Here is a 15,248-nt window from a genome sequence, read left to right as displayed (position 1 = left end):
AAAGCAGCGATGTCAGATGTTCCACAGAGGCTTCTTCTCCAAGGCGTTGAACAGCATCGCTGATTTCTTCAATTGAATAGACGGCACTCCAGCCAACAGCGGCCTCCAGCCGCTTTTGACGGACCGCGATTTCCGATATCGTTACATAGGTATGAAGCGGCTAGTGTGCAGCAAGCTATGGAATTGGCTTTGGGGGCTTTTATGCATATACAGTGATATGATGACTCAACTCATCTTCTTTTTAATAAAACCAGAAAATAATCTATAAAAATACGGAAAAATTGGTTTAAAAACAAGCCATCCCATTACGCCTCCAATTGTATTTAAAATTAAATCGTCGACATCAAATATTTTACCATTACAATTAAATAAAACATCCAACACTAATTGCATAGATTCAATTAATAATGAACATGTCAATGTATACAAAAAAGCTTGCTTAATTTTATATCTCTTTAAAGATCTTAATTGTAACAAAATGGGAAACGGAAGTAATAGTAAAGTATTACCTGTAATTTGAAAATAATTTTCTAAAGCTACGAACTTGTATATACTTTTAAACGGAATGAGCTGAGTAGCATCTTTAATGTCAAATGGATCACTACAAAACCCATTTGAAAATACAAAAAGAGAAACAATAAGCAAATAAAAAATAAAAAAATAATCTACAAAAAAAATATATATATTAAAAGGCTTTTTCTTTATCAGGTTGATAATCTGAATAATAAATAAAATAAAAAAAGAAAGCAGTAATAGATAAATAAAAGTTTCAAATTCTAAAAAATGTGTAAAAATATGACTAAAACCCATTATTTAGTTCCTTTCCAAAAAATATTTAAAATATAAAGAATAATTTTCCTTCTCCTTTTTTGTACTTTTTTTTGCCCGCACTTTCGTGATTACCGGGTGCAACACCAGCCCAAGAAGCAAGATGATCTGCTGTTGGGAACTGATTCATATCGACGCCAATCTCTGCGATGTTTACTATTGCAGGCTTCCCAAGTACTTTTGGATGCGGTTTCTCAGCTGTTAACCCGCCGATTCGTTTCTTCCGAAGTCGGCAAAGATCACGTAATTCCCTTAGGTCTTCAGAGGGAACAAAGCTTGGCTCGATGAGACCTACACGAAGTAGCTTGGCGATCCATTCTGCTCAAACAGATTTTTGATCAGCGTACCAAAGGTACGAACTTCACTTTGTACTTCACCTGAAGCATCCGTTGTTAGTACACAGACGACGATCGTTTCTTGATGGACATCCATTCCTGCACAGCTCTCCAGCAAAACTTCCATAAGCGTTACCTCCATACAACTAGAATTCATGACGGATTGGACGGGGTAAAGGACACCATAAAAAACAACGTGTTTCGCGTCATGTTATTAGCAGTATGGGAAGTTGGCACATCAAGTAAATGCTCGCTATTTTCCTCCATTTTGAATGATTCTTGGATTCTTGGAGTCATTACTCTCACTCAAATAAACAAGACTATCTGTTTTTTTTCCCGCATCAGTAACAGTAAATGTAACCTCACCATTATTGATAGTTAATTTGCTCCCTTTATCAATAAGAGTGAGATCACAATTTTTTTTGCTTAAAACAACATTTTCATTTTCATCACTTCTATCGATTACAATAATTCCATTTTTCTGAACTGTAACTTGATCGGCAAATGCTGATTGTGATGCAACCAGCATCGAGGCGATGGCTAAACTCAAAATAAATAATTTCTTGTTCATTTGATTTTTCCACCTTTCAATATTGTTCGCACACTTTAAGTAATTTGGATTACCCTCTACAATTTCTTGGAATTTAACGACCATTCTATATTCTATGTCTGTGAATTCTGTTACAGAATATATTACCATGGTAATATATTGAAGTCAATCACATCCAAATCCAAAATTGAATCTTTAAAAGACGGATTGTGAAGCCAAGTGCGACAGTTCTTCTGAAAAGGATTCGTGAGCAGTCTTCCAGCCCAATCCAACAGAAGTGAAGAGGAGACTGTGTCCCATGAAAAAACCTGTGTATAACGATGCATTCAAGAAACAGACGGTCCAGCATATGAAAGAGAGCGGGAAGCCAGTGGCGGAAGTCGCCCGCGAGCTGAAGATCAACGACAATACATTTACGGCTGGATGAAGAAGTTCGCGGAGGAGCCGGAAATCGCCGCTGCGCAGGTGTTCAAGTCGGGGGAGCACCAGATGCGGGAAATGCAGAAGCGAATCCGGGAAATGCAGGAGGAAAACGAGATTCTAAAAAAGGCGATGCACTACTTCGCGAAAGACCGTCGGTAAAGTATCTGTTCATCTATGAACACCGCTTCGAGTACCGATTGGAGAAGTTGTGCAAGGTGATGCAAGTTTCTCGCAGCGGCTACTACAAATGGCTAAACCGTCCGCCCAGTGACCGAACCCGTCGCCGTCAGGAATGGACAAAGCAGATTAAAGATGTGTTTGACAGCTCCAGGCAGTTGTACGGAAGTCCGAAGGTGACGGAGCAGCTAAAGCGGAACGGTACCCCCATTTCAGGACGAACGGTGGCCCGAATCATGAAAGAAAACGGGTGGCGTTCCCGGACGATGAAGAAATATAAAGCGACTACAAACTCCAAGCACTCATGACTGGCAGCATGAGCCGCAAAGGAAATTGCTACGACAATGCCTGCATCGAATCGTTCCACAGCGTGATAAAAAAAGAACTGATCTATCTGCGCCGCTTCAAGACCCGAGATGAAGCCCGTCGGGCCACTTTCGAATACTTGGAGGTATTTTATAACCGCCAACGCATTCATTCGTCGATTGGTTATGTGACCCCTGATGAAATGGAATGCAACGATATCAATTCGAAGACCGCCGCATAATTATTTCTGTGTCTACTATCTTGACCTAATACCAGCTAATAACATGACGCAAAACACGTTGCTGAATCTGTAAAATAGATTCGTATTATGAGGGTAACCAGCTTCATCTGGTTACCCTCATTTTCATGTAATATCACTGTAGCCGGGGAGGGCGATAAAATGATCTGGGCACAGCCTCTATTTCTCAATAGATTTGACATATTCAACTCTCTGTTGATTCACAAGTACTTCACTTATTTGTCTAAGCTCCACCTCTTCGCCTAAAGAGACAATCGCTTGATAGATGCGCTGCCGGGCTGGCTGGATAGAATCCGTCACCTCTTCCCGTTGCGCAATGTCCTCTTCACCTGAAGACCCTGCCTTGCCATCAGAAGATTCGGTACCGCCTGCATCCGGCGATCCCGCAGTGTCGGTTCCCGCATCGGAAGAGCTGCCCGGCGGCGTTCCTTCCGTCCCGGCCCCCGAGGAACAGAGATGCTGGACAGAACGATCCGGATACGTGTGCTCGGTGCCGCCCTCCAGCTTCACCGTGATCGTGCCCGCCTGGAATGCGGCGCATTCCGCCTCCGTCTCGAACTCGAACACAAGCTTGGTCATCGGCTGTAATTCGCCGTCCACGAAATCCTCGCTCTGTCTCGCATAGACTTGCGGCTCAAGCTTCTCTGCTGGCTGCTCCGTCGTCGGCGTCGAATCGGCCGCGGTGTTATCTGCTACCGCAGGCTTGCCGCTGTCGAAGACGCCGGAGGACGCCAAGCCGCCGGCAATGCCGCCGATAACCAGAATAGCGGCCGCGCACCACACCATCGCTTTCCGGTTGCGCCGCAGCCATCTGACGATGGGCGGCGACAGCTCGTTGCGGGCCTTGTCGTATACAGCCTGAAGCGGCGCGCCCGCCTGCTCGAAATACAGCTTCCGGTTCGTCCGATTTTTGAACGCGTCCCGGTCGTATTTTTTGAAATAAGCGACCACCGCTGCAGCAAATCCCGGCTCAAGCTTCCTTCCTCGCGAGAAAAAGCGCTGCTTCTCGGACCAGCTCATGAATTGGTAGACGGTCTCCTTGTCCGGCGCATGCTGATGCAAATAATGGAGCAGCGCTCCGTATTCGATCAAGCCTTGATCCGCATCCCGGCAGAACGCCAGCACCAGCCGGCCGAACCGGGACGGTCCCAGATCCTGCTGCAGCCAGCGGCGCCCAAGCTGCTGCAGCCGATCCAGTTCGGAAGGCGATAAGCCGTTGAAGATCGATTTATCCGGCTCGGCATCTTGGAACCAGCGGTAGGCAGACAGCATGACATTCGCCGTAGACTGCACCTGAGGCGGATAGCGGGCGGCCCATTCCCTTACCTCGTCCGGGTGCGCCAGGAATCCGATCTGCAGGAACGCTTCCTGTCGCGTCTGCTCCAGATTCAGCTCTGTCAACAGGAACACATTCGCCGCATAAGTCAACTTCTCCATAAAGAGCAGCATATCTTCGCCGGCAGGCCGCCCCTCTTCCGCGAGCAGGCGGTCGACCGTATCCAGCACCGCGTTCACGGCGGACACCGGCTCCGCATCATGGCGCAGCTTCTCGGCGAGCTGCCCAGCGGCCAGCTCGGTGAACTCGGCCTTGCTCAGCAGAACCGGGTGCTGGCTGGACCAATGATGAGCCAGCTTCACGAGCTCCTCGGCTCGTACGATCTCTTGAAATTTCTGCCGGATATACGGATAGAAAAGATCTACCGTCTTGCCGCCCCGCAGCAGCGTATCGAAGAAGGGCCGGCTGACGCTGGCGCTGCCCTCGATAAGCGTATAGTAGGCTTCCATTCGCTCGCGGCCTTTGGCCTGACTGGCTTCATACAAGCTCCGGATCAAATACCCGATCAGATCGCTGCCCAGCGCCGACCCGGCAAGCGCTTCGTATTCCATAAAGCACTTTACGATAGCCGGATCGGGCATCTCGCCCTGCTTGACCCGCTCAACCTCGCGCTCGAAGCATCTGCGGAGCAGCTCCGTCAGCCGCTGCTTCGACTGAACAGCCCCTTCCGGCGCCAAGTAATCGAGCATCGAGCGCAGCGCGCCGACCCGGTTCTGCATATACAAAGAATCCGTGCCTTCCTCGATCTGGTACAATACAGCCAGCTCGTGGCAGCTCGCGATCGCGGTATGCCGCTGCGAATCCATGCCCTCCAGCATCTGCTCCGCGAAGACATAGAAGGCTTCCGCCCGCTCCGGCTGCGCCAGATTGCTCCAGGCGAAGCTTAAGTAGGGCTGCTTCCCCAGATCGAGATCGACATTCGTCACCCGCCGGGAGGCAAGATCGAAGGTATAGTCCTTGTCGATGTTGCGATCATTCGGGCGCAAGCTCCCTTGCTCGACGAACGTCAGATGAATGCCCTTCCGGCTCTGCGGCTCTTGCGAGAAGGTCAGGAAGCCGAGCCTGCGGCGGTACACATACGGCAGGCTTCCGTACAGCACGCCGACCAGTTGCAAGGCGGCCTCCGACAACTCCTCCACCGCGATATCGAGCGCCACGAACACTTTGCGTCTCGTGACAATGGACGACATGACGGCGAACAGCAGTTGCTTGAATAGCTTCTCGTCGATGCCGAGGCTAGCGAGCAGGGCAATCGGCGAAGCCGAACGGCGCTCTTCCGCCGCAGCGGGAATCCGCTCCAGCTCGGGCAGGTCCGTGCCCTGCTCAATGTCATAGCTGCCGGCGAAGTCCGCGTTCAGCAGTGATGGGTAGTCCTTCACCGCTTCGGCCGCCCGCTCGGCAGGCACAACATAGTTGTGGGTGAAGAAGGCGCTGCGCAAGCCCGTGAAATCGGCTGCCTGATAGATGCTGCGGCCCAGGACGAGCTGCCCCATATCGGCGTGAAACAGGTGCAGCGCTTGCGGATAGCGCGCTTCGTCCTTCTTGCCGCGCGCGGCCAACTCCGCCGGAACATCATAGACGCAGAACGGATGCAGCACTTTTTTGATGAAGCCGGTATCCAGCCCACTGGAGGCCGCGATCGTGTCGAAGCCTTCGTTGGAGCGGAAAATCCCGCGCCGCTCCCGCGTGTACATTTGCTGCTGGATGCGAGAGGATCTGTTCGATGTCAATGCTGCTCTCTCCCCTCGATATAATTCAATTGCTGCAACAGCCAGATGAACGGCTCATCCACCCGGATCGGACTGACAACCCCCTGCAGCTTCTGATTGACCGGATTGCTGCCCAATGCCGACACGGCGAAGTAGGCCGTGTTGGAGAAATAGACGTCCATCGTTCCTTTGAACGGACGGTCCACCTTCTCGATGAAGCGCCTGATCTCGCCGTCGATATTATGGAATTCCGTCAGATCGAGATAGTTGCGATGAACCATATTATGGAAAATATTGCTGTTCGGCTTGATATAGTCGCCGTCCTCATCCTTCAACGCATGCAGCATGTCGCTCTTCGTCAGCACGACCGCCGTCGGAATGTCGGTCTTGTTCTTATCCTGGTAGGCGATGAAGTCGCCGAACAGCGTCAGCACGACATCGCGCGGCTCGTCATATTGCGGCACCCACTCATCGGAAGCTCCGCCGTATTGCATGCGGATTTTTTCACGAATCGATCGAATTTGCAGCGGATCGATCATGAAGAGGATGCCGGCTGAATTTTTGATATGCTGGCCGTGCAGGCCGAGATAATCCTGATCGACCATCCCTTCCCCCGCGACATCAAAAAACACCAGCGTAAGTGGCGGCTTCGTCTCATCCTTGAAGACGAATTGAAAGATGAACGGCTCTTGCATCTTCTCCTTCTGCGTCGAGGCGAGCAGATCGCTGCGTTCGAACAGCGGCTCCTCGTACATCGTGCGGAACTTGCGGCTTATCTCCGCATTGAGGGGCATGCAGGCGGCATCGAAATGATCGGCCGTCGTATGTTGGAGCGTATGAATGAGCGCGGTCATGTAGACCGATTTGCCGACCTGGGAAGCGCCGATAATGGAAATGATATTGCTCGGCACCTTTCCAGCGGTCACGGGCAGCTCATTATGGCAGTGCGGACACAGCCTTCTGCGCGTGATGACGCCATAGCGGTCATTCAGCCCGATAAGAACGTGATCGGAAAACACATGATGCTCTTCGGGAATATCGTGCGGATCGATGACCGCCTCCATATCATAGACGGTGTCCAGGCCGAAGCGGTCGCGGTATTTGTTCAGCAACTCATCCTCCTGCAGCGCATAATTCTCGTCATCCTCGCGGTGATGGGCCGCGCGGAACACAACCTCCTCCGGCGAGAATTTGCTGAAGCAGTACGGGCATACGATATCATAGAACAGCGGCCGTGACGTCGGCTGCGGCTTGCGCTTCAGAAAATCAAAAATCCCCAATGACTTCCCCTCCTCATTCCGGTATCAACTCGTATAGCTGGCCATATTGGCGGCCGTCGGTGAAGAAGAGCCGAATCTCATCGTCCTTCCCGATCTCGATCTCCGGCAGCACGTTCCGTCCCGGGGCGAACGGCTCGACGAACGGGTAGACCGTTCCGTCGTCTTTGCTGGCGGGATAGCCGCCGTGCTTCTTCACATAGCACAGCACATCCGCAGGCAGCGGCACCTCTACCGTCACTTGGATTTGCGCCGTTTTGAATTTTTTGAACCAGCCGCCTTTATAGCGGATCGAGTACAAGATTCTCGCCCGGCCTGTGCTCAGCGCGATCCGGTTCCCGCCATCCGGCTGGATGACAAGTTGCGATCCGCCCGCCTGCAACAGACAGGCGTAGATGGTGTAGACGATCCGCCCGATCCCTTCCATCCGGTCATGGTACCCGTTGTTGGCTTTGTACTCGTCTCTCGTGTACAGCTTCAGTTCCGCCGCCCGCGGGCGCTCGGCCGCCGGGCGCTCCGCAGACGCCTTGTGCACATAGACCGCCTGGATCGTATCGGGCCATAGCCAGTGCAACGTACATCGCTCTTCGTCAATTCGATATGTCAGTTCGCGGATAACCGGCGTCTTAGGACCCGCTTCCGTATAATGCATTTGTCATGGCCTCCCCACACTAAAATCCGTGACTGCTCCGATCAGATTGCCATTCGGACAGGCTGCTTCCTTCATTCTCCGCCGGTCCTTTCCACTGGCGGCCTTCCCGCTGCCGCTGGTTCTCCTGCACAGGCACGATCAGCGAGAACAGCGCGATGACCCCCGCCAGCACCAGATCGGCGCCCAGACGCACAGCGCCGTCCGTAAGCGGCCGTCCGGACAAGCCGGCCTCCAGCAGGAGACCGGCTAGCAGCCCCGCCACCGCGCCGCCGATCCCGAAGCTCTTGGCGAGATAGCGGTTGTCGAACACGAGGCCGAGCGACAAGCCGAGCGCCGTTCCGATAAGCGCCAAAGCGATGACATGCAGCGCCATATAATAGCCGCTGTCCCGAAGCGGCCCGGAACGCTCCGTCACCAGCGTTCGCTCCCCGATGCTGCTGTAGATCTTCTCGAAGACGAACGCTAGCTCGTTCGCTGTGGATACATCGTAGTACTGGCCGCCGGTCTCATCCGCGATCCGACGCAGCAGGCCCGCGCCTTCCGCCTCGACCAGACTAAGGCCGATCGTGTGAACGGCAATATGCTGGGCCTTATAGTCGGCGAGCGCTTCGTTCGTGTTCACTTCGCTGAAGCCGTCCGACAGCAGCACGACCATCGTGCCGCGCGAATCATTCGGGTTGTCCTTGATATGCTTCATCGCTTCGGATAGAGACAGGCCGATATCCGTACCGCCCTGTGTCGGCTGGAGTGCATCGATCTTGGCGAACAGCTCTTCCTTGACAACCTGATCCTTCACTTGCACAAAAGGCTGAAGGAGATCCACGCTGTCGTTAAATACAAACACAGCTACCCGCTTGTCCCGATCCATCTCTTCGATCATCCGTTTGGCCGCTTCATAGCGATCCTGGTTCGGATCCGTCTGCTCCATGCTGCCCGAATTGTCAATTACGAGCACGATATTTTTGACCGTCTTGACGCCACCCGCTTCGATCTGGTACGCCGCTTCGAGCGCCAGGCCCGCGATGAACAGCAGGACGAGCGTCGCGGGCACGAGCACCAGCCACGACGTGCCCGCATACCGCTGCCGCCACGATGGGCCATTCAGCCGGGGCGAGATCATCTCGGCCGTCAGGCAGGCCAGGCCGATAAATAGGGCGATAACCCCGAAGTAGAGCCCGCTCACTACGACATCCGGCCATTGGCCATGCAGGCGGCCCAACAGCCACTCCCCGGCGGCCCAGCCGACGGCGCCCCCGATCAGGCTGAATAGCACCATAAGCCAATTTACTTTTCGCTGCATACATATAGCATCCTCTCACATAAAATACGTGTTCATAAAGGCCGGTTTTACGTATCCGTTAAGGTCATCGCCATGACCTGCTCCATGCCAGTACGCTGGGTTGGACACCGCTTGCTGCCCTTCGGAAGGATGTGCCACATTCCACTTCCCCGCCATCCCCCTCCGGGAACGGCAGCAGTCTGTACCGAACGTCCGCTGTCCCACACGGAAGCCCGGCGGACATTCACCCGGCATGCCCGGCTTAACGGACAGGCGGCCGCAGTTCAGGATCGATGCCGTGAAATCGGTACCCGTTCTGCACATAGCTCTCGTAGTACATTTTGCCGTTCCGGTAATACATAAGGTCCTCGACGCGGAAGCCGCCCATCATGTTCAGCTTCTCCACCCCGCTGCTTCGCTTCTCGTGCACGCAGCCGAGCTTGTAGATGCGCGACGTCTCCTCCTCGTTCAGCGCATACCGCATAAATTCGCTCGTCGCGTCGCCGAAGAAATATTTCTCCTCGTAGCGGTGCTTATGCGTATAATCGAGCAGGCGGATATGAATGCCGGCATGCTCCTCCAGGGTTCGGTACAGCTTCTTGAACAGCTCGTCTTGCGACAGCACCTCCCGGTTGCTGTAGTCGATCGTCACGTTCGCCCGCCGCAGCAGCTCTTCCTCGAACGTCTGCTTGAACGGAGCCGCAGTGAGGATGTGATCCTGGCACACCTCGCACAGCCGCGCGGCCAGTGCTTCCGTTCCCTGCTCCAGCAGGCGGGAAACGCTGCCCATATACCGCGCTTCGCCAAAGGCGCCCGGCCCCCGCTTCGCCTCGATGTCCCGCATGACGTCCGCCGTCACCCGTTCATAATACGCCATAATATTTTGGCCGATATAATCATCGGCCTGGCGGATGCTGCCGATCGCCGCTTCCCGGAGCGTCCGCTCGAGCGACTCCATCTGCTGCACGTACTGCTTGTAGATCGCGTGCAGCCGTTCCAGCTCCGCTTCATATTTCCGGTACAGCCGCAGCTCCGTCTCCAGCCGCAGCACCTCCAGCTTCTGGCGGTACACGGTGTCGAAAAAGGTGCGGATGAAGCTGCGCACATTATGCTTGTCCATCAGCAGCAGCCGCTGGAACGATTGCTCCTCCACCGTCTCGCCATACTTCTGCTCCAGCTTCGATTGCGCCGCTTCCCGCGCTCTTTCCGCCTCGCGGATGCGGCCGTGCAGAAGCGGCCAGACGCTGCCCGCTTCCTCGGCCTCGTTCGTCCAGGCGTACACCTGATAGAAGCCGGGTTCCGCCTGGGCGGCCAGACGCTCAGCGACCCTATCATGCAGCTCGTCATCCGGCAACTGCCGGATCGCGCTCTTAGCAGCCCGTTCATAATTATCCCGAAAAAAAGCGATGCATCCGTTGCCGAACAGCGCTTCCTCGGCTTCGCGCAGCGTCATGCGCTTCAATTGGCTGAAGCTGACGCCATGCGTCATCATGCCGTTCATGTCGCGGAGCCGCTCCTCGTCCGGGACCGCTTGATCGACCCGGTCCGCTATCGCTTTCGGGTCCAGCCCGAACCAGGCCAGCTTCTCCGCCGCCGTCCGTTCGGGTCCGCCCTTCATCCGCTCCGTCAACTGACAGCAGAAATGATACAGTACGGCAAGCGCAATCGAATGATTCGGGCGCTTCACCTTCGAGAATCCCGCCGAGACGAACCCAATCCGGCCGGATTCGGTCATCAGATTGTTGCGCAGGGAGGTATTGTTGTAGCTATCCATTCCATGCGCTTCGGCCGAGTCGATCCGCTTCCGGTTCTTCAACAGGTTCATATGGCAAATGATCTCGTAATTGTCTTCCTCATCGAAGGACGACATGCCGCGTTCATTTTTGTCCGTCAGCACATAGACGAGATCGAATAACGGTGCAGCGGGATGCGTCACCTCGATCGCAATCCCGTCTTCCGTCACATGCAGCGGGGCCGAGAATGAATAGTCTGGACTCTGCATATCATCGAGCTCACGCAGGAACGCCACCCCCACCGAGCTGGCATAGCCGAAGGCTTCCGCCTGTTCCCGCTCGCGGATGAGCGCGTACAGATCCGTCTGTACCGACTTGAACGATTGCTGGAAAATCGCTTCCGCCAGCAGCGTCATTTCCGGCACCAGCACATTGAGCGGATCATCGGCTTGCGTAATGACCGCCAGATGAATCCGATCGAAGGAGGCATAGAGGCGGCCGTACTCCGCGATATCGCTGCTCACCTTCCGCAAGGTACGGTTGAGCTCAAGCAGGCCGCGCTTCTCCTCGTAGAACTGGCGGTGCACATCGTAGCGCATCGTCTTGCGGCTGTCGCTGCCGCGGAGCGGAAGCACGAGCCGGGCGACGCTGCCGCCGGATTCTGCGCCATGCCGTGCGGAAGCGGCGCTGCCGGCGGCAGGACCGTCTGCGTCATCGCCGGAAGCTTCCTCACCTTGGCCCCGGTCCGTCGCGTGCACGTACATGACGCCGGCGCTGTTATCCCATTTCCGCTCATTGATCCGGATCATCGGCTCGATCGCGTCCCCCGCCTTGTCGCCGATGAAGAGGAACACCGTCGGATAATGAATGCTGCTCTGGTTGTCGTCCCGGCCGCTGAGCCGATCCTCGTCGCGCGCATATTCGGTTGCGAACCTTTCCAACATGGTGTGCGTCATCATCTTACTTCAACTTTCTCCGAATGGCATTCAGCTTGGTCGTCAACTGCTTGTAAAACTGGTATGCATCCTCCCCGTGTGCCAGCTCGATTTTCTCGAATTCCAGCCGCTCGCGGGCTTCCAGGGACGCCGCGTACAACTCATCCAGCTTCGCCAGCAGCAAAGTGACGTCCTCCGTCGCCGTCATCTCGGCGGCGCGGCGAGCCGCTTTGCGCAGCAGCGCCCCGCGATGCTTCTCATCCAGACCGCGGAAATGCTCATAGACCTCGTACTCGACAAAATCCAGGCTCTTCATCAGATTGGCGAACGGATCCCACGCTTCCTCTTCCTCGTCGCGGTCATACACATAGAGCGCGCCTTTTTTGCAGATCGTTCCGGTGTACATCGCTTCGATAAATTGATCCTGCCACTTCTCCTCATCCTTATGCAGATTGAGGAGCTGTTCGAACTCCGCCATCTTCGCCTCAATCGCCTCATACTTGGCCAGTTCCTCGCGCAAGCGCATAATGAGCTCCGGCGAGCGGATCAGATTGTCCTTCGCCAGTTCCTCGTTCATGCTGCCGAAGATATCTTTGCTCCCTTCCTGCTCCAGCCCCTCTTCTAGCAGCCGCTTCAAATCCAGGTAAGCGCGCTTCACTTCCCCGAGATTCGGCTTCACGGCCTGGATCTGCAGATCGAAGCCTTTGAGCATCTCATCGAGGTTGAACGGCTTCGTAAAGACGACGGTATAACGGTTGCTCGTATTATCGTCCATCCCCTTCTCGATGACGGCCTTGAAGCGGAAGCCCCGCTCGAACTCGGCGCGGACGCGGGCGTTGTATTTCTGCACCCGTTCGTTCAGGTACGTATCTCCCCAAGCCTGCTCCGGAATCGGGGAAGGAAGATAAGTCCAGTTCGCCTTGTCGGTCTGCACGAGATGGCGGCCGATGCCTTCCTTGTCGAGAATCGTGCGCTCGTAGCTCTCCTCGTACACTTGGAGCGGCGTGTAGACGAAGAGCGGCACCCCGTTATGCGTATTCAGCCAGAAGATGCGATTCTTCACCTCGCTCTCCTTGACGGTAAAGTTCGACTTGCCTACCGCATTGTTCTGATAATTGCGGATCCCTTTGAGAATACTCGGCGCCTTGACGGGCACCGACACGAAGCCCCAGCGCGGAAAATGCAGATTGCCCGAGCTGTTGCTCAGATGGAACACCGGAACCGCCTCGTCATCCAGCTTGCTCGCGATCTGGCGCTCGACGAACTTGTCGATCGACTCGTCGTGGCCGAACTTCATGATAAGGAACTCCTCCATCGATTGCGTAATCAGATCGCCGAACTTGTCCGACAGGAAATCCGAGATCGAGCTGACGATATCGAGCTCCTGCTCCTTGATCCACTGATTCGAATGGTTCAGCAGCTCTAGCGAGAAGTCCCGAATCAGGTCGTCGACTTCCTTCTGATCCATCAAATTACTGATGACCTTCGAGATGTCCGGCACGCTGACGATATTCCAGTAATAGGTCCGGTTTCCTTTATGGTCGGCTTGCTCCTCGCCATGGATCAGAATGTCGCCGTTCTTCTCGAAGATGGAGTTGAGCGCGTTCAATATTTCGGTATAGATGCTATAAATCCGGTTGTTCTCCTGGTTCAGCAGTTGGTACAGATCCTCATAAAACTCGATCATCTGCTCCGTGCGCTCCACATCGGCATGCAGCCAATATTCCTGAATTTTGGCTTCGATGTACCTATTTTTCTTTTTGTCCTTAGAAATAAAGGCGCTCTTTGCATCGCCGAGGCGCTCGTCCGCCTGCTCCTGCGCTGCTTCGATATCGCGCGGAAGATGATGCAGATTCTCGCGCAGCGTCTCGATGTAGGAGAGCAGCATTTTCAACAGACAGAAGCCCTTCTCCGTGTAGAGGAGACGGGATACATAGAACGGCCCCTGCTCCGGATGTAGGAACATCCGCCGGATCTGATCGGTGAAGCTGCCGACGATCTCGCCGGGAAGCTGCTTCTTCGCCTTGATGTATTCCTCGCGCGCCCGCGCCAGGAACGTCTGCTCCAGCTCCGTATCCATATTGACGACTTGCATTTTGATGACATGGTTATAGCTCAGGCGCTCGCTGTTCTCGTAGCCCGGCAGCGGCTCGGGCACGCGCGATTCGAACATCTTCGCCATCGTGTCGAGATCAACGCCCAGCTTGCGGGCGAATTTCTCGACCTCCTCCTGGCTCGGCGCCTGCTGGAACATCTTCTCCATCTTCTGGAACAGACGGTACCCGAGATAGGTCGTCATCTCTTCGAGCGGCAGGACGGCCGACGAGGCGCCGATGATGTTGTACTCGTAATTGGCCGGATACGCCCGGTTCATCTGGGCGATATTCGTGCGGATGTTACTGATGTAATCGTGAATCGCGAACTCCTCGCCGGACTGCTTCTCCTCACTCGCCATGAAGTTCGTGATGTTCTCGGCCGTCACGTTCATGCAGTAGTCATAGGCGTTCTCCAGCAGCTTCCCTTCCGTATTCGTCGCCGAGATCAGGTGGCACAGGTTGAACGGCGGCAGCGGAGAATTGACCGTCAGGATGTTGCCATACTTCTGCCGGAAGCGCTCGCTGCGGCTGTCGACGTTCATCCAGTAATCAAGCTCCTTGAGCGCGGCGTAGCCGTTCTTCTTGATATATTCGCGCGTATGCTCGCTCAGGCTCTTGTTCGACAGGTTCACGTCCGGAGTGAACAGATAGCCGAGCGTATGGACGCGGTCGATGCCCGCCGAGCCGTAATCCCGCTCGATAATGCCCCGCACAATGTAGGAAATGTCCAGGAAGCAGCCGCTGCCGGTCCCCCCGGACAAGCCGGACAGTAGAAATACCATCAGCTTCTTGTTCGTGCCGACGGACAGTGTCTTAATCTTCTTGTCAATCGCCTGCACCACATGATTGATCTTGGTGAATAGCAGCAGGCGGCCCGCCTGGCGCACGCCGGCGGCACCGTTCATTCCGTCGGTGATGCTCAGCTCAGGGGACAGCCACTCGGTAATATACGACTCCAGGATGCTGCGGTTCTGCAGCAGGCCGCCGATCTCGGCGTTCGACAGCAGCACGAATTCATTGAGCGGATCGAGTCCGATGCCGCGGTATTTTTTGTTGCGATCCTGTTCGTTCGTCTCGAATGCCAGGAACTCTACATTGTCCGGCTTCTCGCGCTTCTTCTTCGAGATCGGATCCTCCGGCAGCTTGAATCTGCGGTTGATCTGATACTTCAAGCGCAGCAGCGCATCGATGCCGGTCCCTCCCAAGCCGATAATCAGGATCGGATTGTCGATCGTGTCGACGCGGATCTTATCGCTGACGATTCCTCCGCCCAGCGATACGTCCAATTGTTGAATATGTTCTCTGACGATGGGTTTCATAAATGGATGTTCCTCCCAATAAGTTCGAGTTCAA

General features: G+C 54.6%; 12 protein-coding genes and 3 pseudogenes. 4 read left to right on the top strand and 11 right to left on the bottom strand.

What is annotated here, in order from left to right:
* Window positions 1–225: 225 nt before the first annotated feature.
* The 4 genes and pseudogenes from PPOP_RS02325 to PPOP_RS02320 all read right to left on the bottom strand — a co-directional run bounded on the left by PPOP_RS02325 (window position 226) and on the right by PPOP_RS02320 (window position 1,734).
* Window positions 226–810, bottom strand: a complete 585-nt coding sequence (locus PPOP_RS02325; protein ID WP_006284423.1) for a VanZ family protein — start codon at window positions 808–810, stop codon at window positions 226–228.
* A gap of 40 nt (window positions 811–850) precedes the next feature.
* A pseudogene (locus PPOP_RS19890) lies at window positions 851–979 on the bottom strand (transposase); the annotation flags it as partial.
* Window positions 980–993: 14 nt separating this feature from the next.
* A pseudogene (locus PPOP_RS26290) lies at window positions 994–1,290 on the bottom strand (IS110 family transposase); the annotation flags it as partial.
* A 126-nt stretch (window positions 1,291–1,416) separates the two neighbouring features.
* Entirely contained in the window at window positions 1,417–1,734 is a 318-nt protein-coding gene (locus PPOP_RS02320) for a hypothetical protein (protein ID WP_148277807.1), read from the bottom strand.
* A 277-nt stretch (window positions 1,735–2,011) separates the two neighbouring features.
* Here PPOP_RS02320 and PPOP_RS19885 point away from each other — a divergent pair, with 277 nt between their 5' ends.
* The 4 genes and pseudogenes from PPOP_RS19885 to PPOP_RS25690 all read left to right on the top strand — a co-directional run.
* Window positions 2,012–2,140, top strand: coding sequence for a transposase (locus PPOP_RS19885; RefSeq protein WP_093470954.1), 129 nt, complete (start codon window positions 2,012–2,014; stop codon window positions 2,138–2,140).
* Window positions 2,137–2,295 (top strand): hypothetical protein, encoded by a 159-nt coding sequence (locus PPOP_RS22480; RefSeq protein ID WP_006284420.1) that lies wholly within the window; start codon window positions 2,137–2,139, stop codon window positions 2,293–2,295. Before PPOP_RS19885 ends, PPOP_RS22480 begins: the two co-directional genes overlap by 4 nt.
* A gap of 59 nt (window positions 2,296–2,354) precedes the next feature.
* Window positions 2,355–2,621, top strand: a complete 267-nt coding sequence (locus PPOP_RS25695) for an IS3 family transposase (protein WP_052516568.1) — start codon at window positions 2,355–2,357, stop codon at window positions 2,619–2,621.
* Window positions 2,621–2,860, top strand: a pseudogene (locus PPOP_RS25690) (transposase); the annotation flags it as partial. The gene PPOP_RS25695 and the pseudogene PPOP_RS25690, both read left to right, overlap by 1 nt.
* Before the next feature lie 177 nt (window positions 2,861–3,037).
* Here the strand turns inward: PPOP_RS25690 and PPOP_RS02300 are convergent.
* The 7 genes from PPOP_RS02300 to PPOP_RS02275 are packed head-to-tail and all read right to left on the bottom strand — an operon-like array spanning window position 3,038 to window position 15,214.
* Entirely contained in the window at window positions 3,038–5,944 is a 2,907-nt protein-coding gene (locus PPOP_RS02300) for a GAP1-N2 domain-containing protein (protein WP_148277805.1), read from the bottom strand.
* Entirely contained in the window at window positions 5,941–7,203 is a 1,263-nt protein-coding gene (locus PPOP_RS02295; protein ID WP_006284417.1) for a TRAFAC clade GTPase domain-containing protein, read from the bottom strand. Before PPOP_RS02295 ends, PPOP_RS02300 begins: the two co-directional genes overlap by 4 nt.
* Window positions 7,204–7,216: 13 nt before the next feature.
* Window positions 7,217–7,852 carry a hypothetical protein gene (locus PPOP_RS02290; protein WP_006284416.1) on the bottom strand — a complete coding sequence of 212 codons (636 nt, stop codon included), beginning with the start codon at window positions 7,850–7,852 and terminating at the stop codon, window positions 7,217–7,219.
* Window positions 7,853–7,871: 19 nt separating this feature from the next.
* Entirely contained in the window at window positions 7,872–9,152 is a 1,281-nt protein-coding gene (locus PPOP_RS02285; RefSeq protein ID WP_042227075.1) for a vWA domain-containing protein, read from the bottom strand.
* 47 nt (window positions 9,153–9,199) lie between these two features.
* Complete coding sequence (locus PPOP_RS21585; RefSeq protein WP_148277804.1) at window positions 9,200–9,379, bottom strand: hypothetical protein; 180 nt, start codon at window positions 9,377–9,379, stop codon at window positions 9,200–9,202.
* Between the two features lie 14 nt (window positions 9,380–9,393).
* Window positions 9,394–11,823 (bottom strand): hypothetical protein, encoded by a 2,430-nt coding sequence (locus PPOP_RS02280; protein ID WP_006284413.1) that lies wholly within the window; start codon window positions 11,821–11,823, stop codon window positions 9,394–9,396.
* Between the two features lies 1 nt (window position 11,824).
* Window positions 11,825–15,214, bottom strand: a complete 3,390-nt coding sequence (locus PPOP_RS02275; protein ID WP_006284412.1) for a tubulin-like doman-containing protein — start codon at window positions 15,212–15,214, stop codon at window positions 11,825–11,827.
* Between the last annotated feature and the right edge of the window lie 34 nt (window positions 15,215–15,248).

This window comes from Paenibacillus popilliae ATCC 14706, assembly GCF_000315235.1.
GTDB lineage: Bacteria > Bacillota > Bacilli > Paenibacillales > Paenibacillaceae > Paenibacillus_B > Paenibacillus_B popilliae.
Note: the sequence above shows the minus strand (reverse complement) of the source record. Positions and strands in the feature narration are given on the sequence as shown.

Coding starts and splice junctions, on each gene's coding strand:
- PPOP_RS02325 (WP_006284423.1), bottom strand. CDS start 810: ATGGGTTTTAGTCATATTTTTACACATTTTTTAGAATTTGAAACTTTT.
- PPOP_RS02320 (WP_148277807.1), bottom strand. CDS start 1,734: ATGAACAAGAAATTATTTATTTTGAGTTTAGCCATCGCCTCGATGCTG.
- PPOP_RS19885 (WP_093470954.1), top strand. CDS start 2,012: ATGAAAAAACCTGTGTATAACGATGCATTCAAGAAACAGACGGTCCAG.
- PPOP_RS22480 (WP_006284420.1), top strand. CDS start 2,137: ATGAAGAAGTTCGCGGAGGAGCCGGAAATCGCCGCTGCGCAGGTGTTC.
- PPOP_RS25695 (WP_052516568.1), top strand. CDS start 2,355: ATGCAAGTTTCTCGCAGCGGCTACTACAAATGGCTAAACCGTCCGCCC.
- PPOP_RS02290 (WP_006284416.1), bottom strand. CDS start 7,852: ATGCATTATACGGAAGCGGGTCCTAAGACGCCGGTTATCCGCGAACTG.
- PPOP_RS02285 (WP_042227075.1), bottom strand. CDS start 9,152: ATGCAGCGAAAAGTAAATTGGCTTATGGTGCTATTCAGCCTGATCGGG.
- PPOP_RS02280 (WP_006284413.1), bottom strand. CDS start 11,823: ATGATGACGCACACCATGTTGGAAAGGTTCGCAACCGAATATGCGCGC.
- PPOP_RS02275 (WP_006284412.1), bottom strand. CDS start 15,214: ATGAAACCCATCGTCAGAGAACATATTCAACAATTGGACGTATCGCTG.